This is a genomic window from Blattabacterium cuenoti, assembly GCF_014251735.1.
GTDB lineage: Bacteria > Bacteroidota > Bacteroidia > Flavobacteriales > Blattabacteriaceae > Blattabacterium > Blattabacterium cuenoti_C.
On record NZ_CP059197.1, the window covers coordinates 1 to 14,702 of the forward strand.

General features: G+C 27.8%; 10 protein-coding genes and 1 other RNA gene. 4 read left to right on the plus strand and 7 right to left on the minus strand.

Features of this window, described 5'->3' with window-relative positions:
- From nusA to aspS, 3 genes are read left to right on the plus strand one after another with little or no spacing between them, the layout of a single operon-like run.
- Positions 1 to 1,251, plus strand: coding sequence for a transcription termination factor NusA (gene nusA / locus H0H60_RS00005; RefSeq protein WP_194295616.1), 1,251 nt, complete (start codon positions 1 to 3; stop codon positions 1,249 to 1,251).
- Positions 1,252 to 1,288: 37 nt separating this feature from the next.
- Complete coding sequence (gene infB, locus H0H60_RS00010) at positions 1,289 to 3,961, plus strand: translation initiation factor IF-2 (protein WP_185862698.1); 2,673 nt, start codon at positions 1,289 to 1,291, stop codon at positions 3,959 to 3,961.
- 1 nt (position 3,962) lies between these two features.
- Positions 3,963 to 5,687: an aspartate--tRNA ligase gene (aspS, locus tag H0H60_RS00015; protein ID WP_185862699.1), complete on the plus strand. Its 1,725-nt coding sequence runs from the start codon at positions 3,963 to 3,965 to the stop codon at positions 5,685 to 5,687.
- Between the two features lie 3 nt (positions 5,688 to 5,690).
- Here aspS and H0H60_RS00020 read toward each other — a convergent pair whose 3' ends face one another.
- A complete protein-coding gene (locus H0H60_RS00020) occupies positions 5,691 to 6,188 on the minus strand; it encodes an inorganic diphosphatase (RefSeq protein ID WP_185862700.1) in 498 nt (165 codons plus the stop codon).
- Positions 6,185 to 7,387, minus strand: a complete 1,203-nt coding sequence (locus H0H60_RS00025; protein ID WP_185862701.1) for a dihydrolipoamide acetyltransferase family protein — start codon at positions 7,385 to 7,387, stop codon at positions 6,185 to 6,187. The genes H0H60_RS00020 and H0H60_RS00025 overlap by 4 nt, the downstream gene beginning before the upstream one ends.
- Positions 7,388 to 7,456: 69 nt before the next feature.
- On the opposite strand from H0H60_RS00025, the gene H0H60_RS00030 reads away from it, so the two are divergent.
- Positions 7,457 to 8,980: an NAD(P)H-hydrate dehydratase gene (locus H0H60_RS00030; protein WP_185862702.1), complete on the plus strand. Its 1,524-nt coding sequence runs from the start codon at positions 7,457 to 7,459 to the stop codon at positions 8,978 to 8,980.
- Between the two features lie 3 nt (positions 8,981 to 8,983).
- Here the strand turns inward: H0H60_RS00030 and lnt are convergent, their stop codons facing one another.
- From lnt to H0H60_RS03160, 5 genes are all read right to left on the minus strand, one after another.
- The gene (lnt, locus tag H0H60_RS00035; protein WP_238784900.1) at positions 8,984 to 10,672 is read right to left on the minus strand and encodes an apolipoprotein N-acyltransferase; all 1,689 of its coding nucleotides are present in this window, start codon (positions 10,670 to 10,672) and stop codon (positions 8,984 to 8,986) included.
- Positions 10,673 to 10,699: 27 nt separating this feature from the next.
- Positions 10,700 to 11,099, minus strand: a transfer-messenger RNA (tmRNA) gene (gene ssrA, locus H0H60_RS00040).
- Positions 11,100 to 11,179: 80 nt separating this feature from the next.
- Positions 11,180 to 12,421 (minus strand): rod shape-determining protein RodA, encoded by a 1,242-nt coding sequence (gene rodA / locus H0H60_RS00045; RefSeq protein ID WP_185862703.1) that lies wholly within the window; start codon positions 12,419 to 12,421, stop codon positions 11,180 to 11,182.
- A gap of 14 nt (positions 12,422 to 12,435) precedes the next feature.
- Positions 12,436 to 14,322, minus strand: a complete 1,887-nt coding sequence (mrdA, locus tag H0H60_RS00050; protein WP_185862704.1) for a penicillin-binding protein 2 — start codon at positions 14,320 to 14,322, stop codon at positions 12,436 to 12,438.
- On the minus strand, positions 14,319 to 14,627 hold the full coding sequence (locus tag H0H60_RS03160) for a hypothetical protein (RefSeq protein ID WP_238784901.1): 309 nt from the start codon (positions 14,625 to 14,627) through the stop codon (positions 14,319 to 14,321). The genes mrdA and H0H60_RS03160 overlap by 4 nt, the downstream gene beginning before the upstream one ends.
- Between the last annotated feature and the right edge of the window lie 75 nt (positions 14,628 to 14,702).

Sequence of the window (14,702 nt, forward strand, 5' to 3'; positions counted from 1 at the left end):
ATGGATAATGAAGCTTTAATAGATTCTTTTTCAGTTTTTAAAGATGAAAAAAACATAGATAGAGTAAGTCTAATGGCTATTTTAGAAGAATCCATACGATGTGTGTTAAGAAAGAAATACGATTCTTCTAAAAATTATGATATTATTGTAAATCCAGATCAAGGAGATTTAGAAATATGGAGAAATCGTATAGTGGTTCAAGATGGCACGGTAAAAGATGTTAATAAGGAAATAGAATTATCTACAGCACGTCAAATAGAAATAGATTTTGAGATCGGAGAAGAAGTAACAGAAAAAGTAGAACTTCAATCCCTTGGAAGAAGAGCTATTTTATCTCTGAGACAGAACTTGCTTTCAAAAATAAATGAATACGATAATACCAATACATATAAAAAATTCAAGAACAAAATTGGGGAAATTATTAATGTAGAAGTATATCACATTTTACCTAAGCAAATTATTATGAGAGATGAAGAACAAAATGAAATGGTTTTGCCTAAACAAGAACAAATTCCAAACGATTTTTTTCGCAAAGGAGATCCTGTTAGAGCATTAGTAAAAAGAGTGGATTGGAAAGACAATAAACCTTTAGCAATTCTTACTAGAAAAGATGATTCTTTTCTTGAAGAACTTTTTAAATTAGAGATACCAGAAGTATCTGAAGGTTTAATTACAGTAAAAAAAGTAGCACGCATTCCGGGAGAAAAAGCTAAAGTTTCCGTGGAATCCTATGATGATCGGATAGATCCAGTTGGTGCTTGCGTAGGAATGAAAGGGTCTAGGATTCATCCTATTGTGAGAGAATTAAAAAACGAAAATATAGACGTGATTAATTACACAACTAATATACAATTATATATAACCAGGGCGCTAAGTCCTGCTAAAGTTTCTATGATGGAAGTGAATGAAGAACACAAATATGTAAATGTATATGTAAAATTGGAAGAAATATCTAAAGCAATTGGAAGGGGTGGACAAAACATTCGATTAGCTAGCCAATTAACTGGATATAAAATACACATATTTAGAGATTTTCCTTATGAAGATGACGTAGAATTAACAGAGTTTTCTGATGAAATAGAACCGGAAGTTATTGAAAGATTTCACAAAGTTGGTTTAAATACCGCAAAATCTGTTTTAAATTACAGAAATAACGATCTAAGTAAACGTACGAATCTTGAAGAAAAAGTTATAAATAAAGTGGTTTCAATTTTAAAAAAAGAATTTGAGGAGGAGATATATAATAATTAAATGATTTTTTTTTACCTAAATTTTTATTTTTGTTCTTATGACTGATAAAATCAGATTAAAAACAGTACTAACTAAATTCAATATTTCTTTGCAAAGAGTCGTCAATTTTTTACAAAAAAAAGGAATTGAAATAGAAAATAATCCTAATGCAAAAATAGAAGAACAAGTATACAGATTTTTAGTTCGAGAATTTCAAACCTATAAAGAAATACGAGATGCTTCAGAAAAAGCTTTTTTGCAAAAAAGAATAGAAAAAGAAAAAATAAAAGAAGAATTATTAAAATCAAAACATCCTCCTCAAATTATTCGTGCAAAATCAGAAAATTTAATTGGATTTAAAAAAATAGGAAAAATAGATATTGATACATTAGAAAATACATATGGAACAAAAGGATATGCTAAAGAAAAAAAAAAGGATAAAGAAAGAAAACCTTTTATAAAATCGATAAAAGAAAAGAACATCAAATATTTTGTAGATAAAAAAACAGAAAAATCCATTCAACATAAAGATAAACCTGAACACATAGATACTATTTACCAAAAACTAGATGGAGTAATGTTAACAGGAGATAGGATTGATTTATCTCAATTTGAAAAAAAAAGAACAAAACAAGAAAATAACATTAAAAAAAAACGCAAAAGAATTAAAAAAGAAATTATTGTCGAGGATATTAAGAATACTTCTATGAGAAAAAAACAGGATAAAGATAGAAGAATTTCTTTTAAACATTCTTTCTATCCTGAGAATAATAAAGTGGAAAAATCTAAAACTAAGAAAAATTTACAAAAATCAGGAATAACAGATGAACAAATTGAAAAACAAATTAAAGAAACTTTAGAAAAACTTTCCTCAAAAGGAATAAAATCAAAAGCTTCAAAAATTAGAAAAGAAAAACGTCAATCTAAAAAAGAAAAAAGGATTCTACAAAGTGAAATAGAAAATAAAAAACAAGATAAGGTTCTTAAAGTAGCTGAATTTACCACCGTCAATGAATTAGCATCGATGATGAATGTCAATGCAACGGATGTGATTGTCTCCTGTATGTCTTTAGGCATTATGGTAACCATGAATCAACGATTGGATGCAGAGATACTAACATTAGTTGCAGATGAATTTGGATATAATGTAGAATTTGTTGGTTTAGACTTAGAAGAAGCAGTGCAAGATGATGATGATTTAGAAGAAAACCTAAAACCAAGACCTCCTATTATTACTGTAATGGGACATGTAGATCATGGAAAAACTTCTTTATTAGATTATATTAGAAATACTAATGTAATTGCTGGAGAAGCTGGTGGAATTACTCAACATATTGCCGCTTATAGTGTAGAATGTCCTAATCATCAAAGTATCACTTTTTTAGACACTCCAGGTCATGAAGCTTTTACAGCAATGCGTGCAAGAGGTGCACAGATCACAGACATAGCTATCATAGTCATTGCCGCTGATGATCAAGTTATGCCTCAAACAAAAGAAGCTATTAGTCATGCTCAAGCAGCAAATGTTCCTATAATATTTGTCCTTAATAAAATAGATAAGATAAATTCACAACCTGAAAAAATTCGAGAACAATTGGCTAATTTAAATTTTTTAGTTGAAGAATGGGGAGGAAAATATCCTTCCCAAGAAATATCCGCAAAATTAGGAACAGGAGTGGATAAATTATTAGAAAAAGTTCTTTTAGTGGCTGAATTACTAGATTTAAAAGCAAATCCAAATAAACCTGCTGTAGGTACAGTAATAGAAGCTTCTTTAGATAAAGGAAGAGGTTATGTCACAACTATGCTTTTACAAGGTGGAACATTAAAATTGGGAGATTATGTATTAGCAGGAAGCCATCATGGAAAAGTAAAAAGTATTTTAGACGAACGGGGAAAATCCATTTCATTAGCAGGACCTTCTAAACCTATTACCATACTTGGATTAAATGGAGCTCCTACCGCTGGAGATAAATTCAAAGTTTTTAAAGATGAAAAAGAAGCTAAACAAATTGCTTCCAGAAGAGAACAATTACAAAGAGAACAAAACATACGAGCTCAAAAGCATTTGACTTTAGATGAAATAGGTAGACGTATCGCATTAGGGGATTTTAAAGAACTAAAAATAATTCTTAAGGGTGATGTAGATGGATCCGTTGAAGCTCTAGCTGATGCACTTCAAAAATTGTCTATAAATACCATTATGGTAAATATTATATATAAAGGAGTTGGTCAAATAACAGAGTCTGATGTTTTATTAGCTAGTGCTTCTGATGCAATTATTATAGGATTTAATGTTCGTCCTAATCATGGAGCTAAAAATATAGCCAAAAAAGAGGATATAGAAATACGTACTTATTCAATTATATATGATGTGATCAATGATATAAAAGAAGCAATGGATGGAATGCTATCTCCTGAGATAAGAGAAAAGATATTAGGAAATGCAGAAATAAGAGAAATATTTAAAATTCCAAAAACTGGAACTATAGCTGGATGTATGGTAGTAGAAGGCAAATTATTACGTCAAGCAAAAGTAAGATTAATTAGGGAAGGGATTGTCATTCATAATGGAGAGTTTACTTCTTTAAAACGTTTTAAAGAAGATGTGAAAGAAGTGTCTAAAGGATATGAATGTGGATTGGGAATCAAAGATTACCATAATCTTAGACCTGGAGATCTTGTAGAAGCTTATGAAGAATTATTTACTAAAAATCATAAAAATAGTTGATATGCACTGTTATAGAACACATAATTGTGGAGAATTGTGTACAAATGATATTGGGAAAGAAGTAATTTTATCTGGATGGATTCAAAAAATAAGAAATTTAGGTTCTTTAATTTTTATAGATCTTAGAGATTTTTTTGGAATTATACAACTTATTTTTTCAAAAAATAAAATCAATAAAATAGAATTAAAAAAAGAATTCGTCATTAAAGTTAGTGGAAAAGTAGTAAAAAGACAATCTATAAATCAAAAGATCCCTACAGGAGAAATAGAAGTTTTAGTTTCTAGACTAGAAATATTAAATTCTTCTATTTCTCTTCCTTTTCTTATAGAAGATCAAACAGATGGAGATGAAGAATGTCGGATGACATATAGATATCTTGATATTCGAAGAAATCCTATAAAAAATAATTTGATCCTTCGTCATGATATTTCTCTAGAAATACGAAATTTTCTTTCTAAAAACGGATTTTTAGAAATAGAAACTCCTATATTGATAAATCAAACTCCGGAAGGAGCTAGAAGTTTTGTGGTTCCGTCTAGGATACATTCCGGAATGTTTTATGCATTACCTCAATCTCCTCAATTATTCAAACAATTATTGATGATAGGAGGAATAGATAAATATTTTCAAATAGCAAAATGTTTTCGAGATGAAGATGCTCGTTCAGATCGTCAAATAGAATTTACGCAAATAGATTGTGAGATGGCTTTTGTAGATGTTCATGACATTTTGATTTTTTTTGAAAATTTTATCAAACATATATTTAAAAAAATAAAAAATATTGAATTAGAATCTTTTACATGCATTTCTCATTCCGATTCCATGAATCTGTACGGAACAGATTCTCCTGATTTACGTTTCGGAATGGAATTTGTGAAACTCAATGATTGGGTACACAAAAAAGGAATTGAATTTTTCAAAAAAAAGGAATTAACAATAGGAATAAACGTTCCAAAATGTAGTCATTATACATGTGATCAAATTCATTCAATTATAGAAGGTGTAAAAGAACCAAAAATAAACCATGAAGAAATATTTTGGATAAAATTCTTTACGGATAAGACAATACTTTCTTCAAAAAAATTATTAAGTCATGAAAATTTAATGAAACTTATAAAACATTTTAAAGCAAGACCTGGTGATTTACTGTTCATAATTTGTGGAATAGAAAGAAATACCAGAGCAAAATTAAGTAAATTGCGTATAGAAATGGCTCATCATTTAAATTTAAAAAATCCTAAAGTATTTAAACCTGTATGGATTATAAATTTACCGCTTTTGGAATGGGATGAAGAATCCAAACGATATAAATCTTTTCATCATCCTTTTACTAGTCCAATAAAAGAGGATATTCATTTATTGGATAATAAAAATCCAGGATATATTCGCTCAAAATCCTACGAATTGATCATTAATGGAATGGAAATTGGAGGTGGTTCTATACGTATTCATAATAAAAACATACAGAATTCAATATTTAAACATTTGGGGTTTTCTATAAAAGACATAGAATCAGAATTTGGTTTTTTCACCAAAGCTTTTGAATATGGGACTCCTCCTCATGGAGGAATTGCCTTTGGATTAGATAGATTAATAGCTATTTTAGAAGGAAAAGAAAATATTAAAGATTTTATTGCATTTCCAAAAAATAATTCTGGAAAAGATACAATGGTCAACACTCCTTATTTTTTAAAAAAGGAAAAATTAAAAGAATTACATTTATAAAATTTATCCTTTCGTAGAAAAATTTTTATATCTCAAATAAGATTCTTTATAAACAGAAATAGCTTCCTCTTGATTCTTCCAATCTCCAATTTTTACTTTTTTATTTTCTAGATCTTTATACACGAGAAAAAAATGTTCAATTTCTTTTTTAACATGAAATGATATTTCATCGATATTGTTAATTGTATTATAGTTTGGATCAGCAATAGGAACACCGATAATTTTCTCATCTTCACATTTTTCATCAGTCATAAAAAAAACTCCAATGGGTTTTACTGTAATTAAACAACCTGGTATTGTAGGTTCTGTTAAGAACACTAAGACATCTAATGGATCTCCATCTTTTGATAGAGTATTTGGAATAAAACCATAGTCTGTTGGATAACTCATAGGAGAATATAAGACTCTATCTAAACGAATTAGATTATTTTTCTTATCAAATTCATATTTATTTCTACTTCCTTTAGGAATTTCTATTAATACATCAAAACTTACTTTCATATTATTTTTGTATAACAATTAAATTTTTCTAAATATAATGCTACTTTTTTAGCAAAACCTCCTCCCAAAACTCCATCGATTACTCTATGATCATAAGAATGAGATAAATAAATTTTATGTCTTATCCCAATAAAATCTCCCTCTGGAGTTTCTATTATCGATAATTTTTTTTGGATTAAACCTATTGCCATAATAGCCACTTGTGGTTGATGTATAATAGGAGTTCCAAATAAATTTCCAAAACTTCCAATATTACTGATGGTATAAGTTCCTCCTTGAGTTTCTTCAGGTTTTAATTGATTAGACCTAGCTCTTTTGATTAAATCATTAATAATTTTTATTAATCCTCCTAAACTATATGAATCTGCATGTTTAATCACAGGAACAATTAAATTACCATCAGGTAATGCTGTAGCTAATCCTATATGAATATTTCTCTTTTTTATAATATTAGTTCCATTAACAGAAATATTGATCATTGGAAGATCTTTTATAGCTTTAACTACACATTCTACAAAAACGGACATTAAGGTTAATTTTTCTCCTGTATTTTTTTGGAAAGAATCTTTTATTTTATCTCTCCATTTGACAATATTTGTCACATCAGCTTCCACAAATGAAGTTACATGTGCAGATATATTTTTGCTTTCAATCATATGAGAAGCCGTAATCTTACGCATTCTATCCATTTCTACGATTTCCTCATGATTATGACTGTTATAGGAGGTTAATAATGCATAATTAGGATATATTATTCTAGTTTTTTTCTTCAAATGAATATATTTCAGAATGTCCTTTTTGGTTACACGATTTTTATATCCGGTCCCTTCTATAGTATCCAATTCAGATGAACTAATTCCTTCCCTATGAGCAATCGTACGTACAAGAGGAGAATAGAAACGTTTACATGGAGATTTTTCTGCATAAACATCCTCTTCAGGAAATATTTTGAATGTTTCTTCTGTTTCCAGAATAGCTATAGAGCTTCCTACCTTAGCCACTTCATTTGCAGCAAACAATTTTTTTTTCAATATTCCATTTACAGGAGAAGAAATTTCAGAATCTACCTTATCCGTAGCAATTTCCACTAAAATATCTTCTTTCTTTATAGAATCTCCTTCGTTTTTTAACCAACGAATGATGGTAGCCTCAGCTATACTTTCCCCCATTGCTGGAAGGGTCAAATTATACTCGGCCATCTAAATTTATATTATTTTTGTTTAATCAAACAAATAACAAAATCAAAAATAATAAATTCATTTTAAAAAATGAAAATTCTTTCATTAAATCAAATTAAAAAAATAGATCAATATTGTATTGATAACGAAGATATTTCTTCTATAGAATTAATGGAAAGAGCAGCAAAAAGTTGTTTTTATTGGATAATGAATCACTTCCAGACGCTTCATAAAGTGATAGTTTTAGCAGGAAATGGAAAAAATGGAGGAGATGGTCTGGCTTTGACTAGAATGTTATCTCAACATGGAGTTGAGATTACTGTATATATCCTTTATATTTCTAATCATTTATCTCCAGAATTTATCATAAATAAAAATAAAATATTCAAATATGGAATAGAATTGAAAAAAATTAATGAAGGAGACCCTTTTCCATTTTTCAATAGAAATAGTATACTTATTGATGCTATTTTTGGAATAGGATTGAACCGTTCTATAAATAAATATTGGAAATCATTTTTTCATTTTATCAATGATAAAAAATTTACATCTGTTATTTCTATAGACGTTCCTTCTGGAATTTTTATGGAAAAAAATAGAGAAGATGAAGATTTGGAAGTTATTATTAAAGCTGATCATACATTAACTTTCCAAGTTCCAAAATTACCTTTTTTTTTTCCAGACTATGCGGATTATGTTGGAAAATGGAATTTATTGAATATTGGATGGAAAGATCAATATATAAATAATTTTCCTGTAAAAAACTTTTATCTAGATAAAAAATGTATCCGTTCTATATATAAAAAAAGAAAAAAATTTTCTCATAAAGGAAATTATGGTCATGGACTTCTTATTGGAGGGCATTATGGAATGATTGGATCTATGGTACTTTCTGCAAAAGGGAGTTTTCGAATTGGAATAGGAAAATTAAGTGTATATGTTCCACGTTGTGGATATTCAATCATACAAAACATTATTCCGGAAGCAATAGTCAATACAGATTTAAGAGATAATTTTATAAGTCATATTCCTAACGATTTTCCTGTTAATGCTATAGGAATAGGAATGGGAATGGGAAAAAATCCTATAACCGCATATGCTTTAGAATCTTTCTTTCTTAATAATAACAAAAAGGAAATTCCTATAGTCATAGATGCCGATGCTATAAATATCCTATCCGATAAATTAAACATATTAAATTTGATTCCTAAAAATACTATTCTTACTCCACATCCCAAGGAATTTCATAGATTAAATGGTCCATGGAAAAATGATTATCAAAAATTGGATAATTTAAAAAAATTAGCCCATAAACATACTTTTTACATTGTATTAAAAGGAGCACATACAGTCATTGCTACTCCAAATGGAGACCTATATTTTAATAGTACCGGAAATCCAGGAATGTCCACCGCAGGTAGTGGAGATGTTCTTACCGGAATGATTACAGGTTTATTGGCTCAAGGATACTCTCCAAAAGAATCTTGTCTTATGGGTGTCTATTTACATGGATTATCCGGAGATTTAGCTTCTATAGAATTAAATGAAGAATCTATAATAGCTGGAGACATTCTAAATTATATAGGAAAATCTTATCAAGAGATAAAAAAGTAATATTTACGTTATTTTACGATATATTATTGTATATATAAAAATTATTATAGAAGTAATAATACTAATTTTAGCAAGATAATCTCCATATTTTATATAAAAAGTTTTTTTTCTATTCAGACGAATTTTTGAGGATAATACACCTTCCATTCCATAAGGAATGGAAGAAAGGATTTGTCCTTTTTCATCAATGATACAAGACACTCCTGTATTGGCAGACCTAGCGATATATTTTCTATTTTCAATTGCTCTAAGACGTGCATAATACAGGTGTTGCTTATAACCTTGTGAAACCCCCCACCAACCATCATTAGTAATGATGATCATAAATTCTGCATTTTTTTTGAAAAATTCAGAAACATATTCTCCAAATATAGATTCATAGCAAATAATAGGAGCAACCTTGATTCCTAAATCAGGATGCATAAACACAATAGGATCCTTCTGTTTCCCATGTTCCATTACAGAACCTCCAAAATTAAGCAAGATATTTCCTAATATGGGAAAAAGAATTTTTTTGTAAGGAAAAGTTTCTACAGCTGGAACCAATTTAGATTTGTGATGAATCTCAATATTTTCATTAGATATTCCGATTTGTATTACAGAATTGAATATATCCAACCATTGGATCATTTTTTCCTTTTCCATAAAAATTGGAGTAGATGTTTTACTAATATTTTCCTTATTATAGTATAAAGTATATAATTCTATACCTGTAATAAATACAGTTTTTGGATATTTTTTTTTTAGATGATTTCTAAATGTAGAAATTAAGCTATCTTTAGTTAGATGATCCATGTAAATTTTATGACCATATCCGGGCAATACCGTTTCAGGGGCTATAATAAAAGTTTTCTTCCCAGAAAGAATTTTCTTGTCGATCAATTTTTTCAATTTTATGATCAATTTGTCCGTTGAAATTTTATATTTTTGGTGATATGGATCAATATTTGGTTGTAAAATAAAAACATCTGCAGTTTCCTCTTTTCCTTTCCATTCCTCACATTTTAAATATAAATAGTTTGAAATCAAAATAAGTAAAAATATTTTTCCTATATTAATAAAGATATTTTTATATAAAGTGAGTTTATTATTATCTTTTTGATATTTAGTAATGGATTTTATGAATCCTATATTGACACACCATATCCATAGAGTCCCTCCTAAAATTCCCGTATATTCATACCATTGAATCCATTCTGGATGATTAGAAAAACCATTTCCTAGATTTAACCAAGGCCAAGAAAGCTCCCATTCTAAATGCATTTTTTCAAACGAAATCCATATACAAACTAAAAATAGATATCCTATATTTGGATCTTCTACATTTTTTTTTATATACGAATAAATGGCAAATGCCATAGACATAAAAAAAGCATTAAGTATAACAGGAGTCAAATAGGCCTCTATTATTGCAAAATCTCCATTAGGTCTTTTAGCATAAGATAACCACCATGTGGACAGAGCGTTCCACGTAAAAAAAGTGATAAATGACCATAAAAAAATTTTTTTGGAAGAATAAGGACTTAAGTATTCTTCTATATATAATAAAGGAACAAAAGCGATGAATAAACACAAAGGATTTCCATAAGTAGGCCATCCTAATCCTAATAAAATTCCTGAAAGAATACTACAGAAAAAAAATTGTATTTTTTTGTTGTTTGTGAAAGAAACAGAACTCACAATACAATTCAAAAATTAATCATGTTTTTTTTTGATGAAAAGTGGAGCTGGCGGGATTCGAACCCGCGTCCAAACAAGTACGAAAAAGGGGTTCTACATATTTATCCAAAGTCTATTTTTTTCAGATTAGAATCGTCCTTTGGAATACTCATCTAATCATAGATTCAAAATTTAATTGGAAAACTTAAGAATCATCCGTTTTCTTATCCTTATATTTTGAGTATCTCTATATCAGAAACTATAAGGATGATTTCTGAGAGATATTTTGCTTCTGTTTCACAGATTAAGCGATAATGATATGATCTCATTAAGCAGCAAAAGCGTATTGTTTTTCGCCATTTATATATGTTTGTAACGCAGTATTTACGTGTAACACCTTACGTAACACGATATGCTTTCCTTTGTCAGTAATCTTGCTGTCTATTCCGAAATCAGCCCCTATAATAATTTACTAATATAAACAAATTTTATTAAAAATAATATCATGAATACTTTCTCATGATTAAATGCTAATGCCATTTATAACAAACTAGTTTGATTTGAAACGTCTAATCGAATAAAAATAAATAATAAAACGGTAAAAGACCAAAGAGAAGATCCACCGTAACTGAAAAAAGGTAAAACAATCCCTATTGTTGGAAATAACCCCATCACCATACCTAAATTGATAAGAATATGTATGAAAAGAATATTTCCTACTGAATATCCAAAAATTCTTCCAAAAGGATCTTTTTGTCTTTCAGATAAAAAGTATATACGACTAATAAATAATAAATAAATTATAATTAAGATTACACTTCCTATAAAACCCCATTCTTCTCCTACCGTGCAAAAAATATAATCTGTATGTTGTTCAGGCACAAATTTGCCTTTTGTAATGGTTCCTTTTTGATATCCTTTTCCAAAAAGTTTTCCAGAACCAATTGCTGTTTTGGAATAAAGAAGATTATATCCTACGTTTTCTCTATATTTTCTATCAAATTCATTTTGAAATAGGATATTAATTCTATCCTTATGATGTTTTTTCAAAAATTTTTGATAAAAAAGTGGAGAAATAAAAACAAAAGTAGAAAAACTGATAAAAAACAAAAGGTAAAAAAATAAATCATTTATGGATCTTTTTTTTTTTATAATAAAAATTGATAATAAAATTAAAAATAAGAAAGAAGTCAGGATACAAGGTGATATATTCAGTGAAAGAATGAACAAAAAAATTAAGATAAATACATAAAGTATAAAAAAAATAGACAATCCTTCTCTATACAAAGTAAGAACAAAAGAGGAAAAAACTATAGATGAACCTGGATCTGGTTGAATAAGAATTAAAACAGCAGGTAATATTAATATTATAAATATATATAATAATATTTTTTTATTTTTTTGAAAATCTTCTTGATTCATAAGATGAGCTATCATCAAAGATGTCGATATCTTGGATAATTCAGAAGGTTGAAAACTAATGGGGCCAAAAACATACCAAGATTTTGATCCATTTACATTTTTTCCGAAAAAGAATACTCCAATTAAAAGAATTAACGTAAATAAGAAAAAATAAGGAGAAAAATATTTATAATGTATAGGTTTAAATAAAAAAACTATAAATATGCAAATAAAACTTAATATAATCCATATTAACTGTTTTTCTGCTTTTTCAGAAGAAACAGAATAAAGGTTCATACATCCAAAAAAAGTCATGAAAACATAAAGAAGAACAATATACCAGTCTATATTTCTTAGTAATGTTTTATTTCTTTTTATCAATATAGTTTTTTGTATTATTTATTTATATTAGTAGTAGTATACCCTTTCATTTTTGCTATGAAATCGTATACTTTTTGTAGCCCTGAAGTCATTATTATTTTCTCAAGACTTTTCCTTTGTACTTGATTTTTAATATATTTTTCTGCAATAAGACTAGCTATAGGTCCAGCCCAACGAGATCCAAATCCTCCATTTTCTATGATAACTGAAATAGCTATTTTAGGGTCTTCTACAGGAGCAAATAAAATGAAAATAGAATGATCAGGTAGAGAAACCATCTTTTGATTAACTTTAAGAAAATTTTGTGCAGTTCCCGTTTTTCCAGCCATTCTAATATCCGAAGATCTAAAACTTTTTCCAGTTCCAATTATAAAAACTTTTTCCATTCCACTAATAATTAAATTGAAATACTTACTTTTTACTTTAGTATGTTTAGCAACAGTATAATTAGGATTATAAATCGGTTGATGATTAATAGACTTTACAATATGTGGAGTATAAAAAAAACCTTTATTTGCTATAGCACAAACCATATTAGCTAATTGAATAGGAGTAACATTTATTTCCCCTTGACCAATACTATTTGAAATAATGGTAAGAGCATTCCATTTGGTATATCCATATTTTTTATTATAATAATCGCCAGATGGAATCACCCCTTTTTCTCCCGTAGCTAAATCATTATAGAAATAATTTCCAAATCCAAAACTTTTAATAATGTCACTCCATTCATTTACCCCTTTTGTTAAATTTTTTGGATATTTTTCAATTACACGTTTATAAACTTGTGCAAAATAATTATTACAAGATACAGCTACAGCCGTTTCTACTCCTATAGGTAATCCATGAATTCCAGAATGACAATGAATTCTTTTTTTTCCGTATCTAAATCCCTTATAGCATACAAAAGTAGTGTTTTTATCTACTACTCCCATTTGAAGACCAGCCAATTCCGTCAATAATTTAAATGGAGAAGCTGGAGGATAACGAGCTTGTGTCGTTCTATCTAATAATGGATAATCTATTGTATTTTTAATTAATTTTATAAATTCTTTAGAACGATGAATTCCTACAAATAAATTAGGATTATTAATAGGACTAGAAACTAAAGATAAAATTTCTCCATTTTTAGGATTAATAGCAACTATTCCTCCTTTTTTTTGATACATAAGTTTTTCTGCATAATCTTGTAATTTCCAATCAATAGTTAAAGAAATATCATTCCCACTAATGGCTTTTACATTATTTTTTTTGTTGTTATAACTTCCTATAATGCATCCATTTCTATCTATAATCCAATATTTAACTCCTTTTTTTCCTCTTAAAATCTTTTCATAAGATTTTTCTACTCCAGCCCAACCTATAAAATCTCCCATTTGATAATAATTGGATTCCTTCTTAATATCTTTTTGGGTCACTTCTCCTATATATCCTAAAATATTGGCGGAACTTTCTACTTTGTAATCTCTAAGAGAACGTTTTGTCCAATCAAATCCCTTATACTTGTAAAGTTTTTCTTGTATAGTAGCAAATTTTTCTTTTGAAATAAAAGGAAGAAAAACAGATGGTAAATATTTGGAATAAGCTTTTGCTTTTTCTAAATTTTTGTAAAAAGTATCTTTTTCTATTCCTAGAAGATTACAAAATTCTATGATATTAAAATGTTCATCTATAAGCATAGGAACCACTATTAACTCATAAATAGATTTATTGAACACTAATAGATTATTATTTCTATCAAAAATAGATCCTCTTTCAGGGATAATAATTTCTTGTTTTATAGAAGTATTAAATGCATTTAAAATATACTTTTCAGTATATATCTGTATATAAAATAACCTGATTATAAAAATTAAACCTATAGAACTTAGGAGAATATAAAATATGTATAATTTTTTCAATGTTTAATTTTTATAAAGAAAAAATATATAATACATAAAATAGTTGTAAAAATACTGCTAAATATAGTTCTCAATAAAATAATTTTATTAAAATGAGCGACTTTAAATATTTCTAATATAAACAAAGAAAAATGATGTATTATAACTAATGAAAATATGTAAAGCATTTTTCTAATAAATGGCAATTCATAAATAGAAAAATCACTTTTATTAATGTAATTTTTTCCGTCAAAAAATTGTAAAAATCTTAATCTAAAAAAAGCAGAAAGTGTCGTGGAAAAAGCATGATCCCCTCCTGTATTCATGCAATTATCTATAATACAACCTATTATAAAAGACAACAATAAAAATAAAAATCTATTCCCATGATATGAATAAAT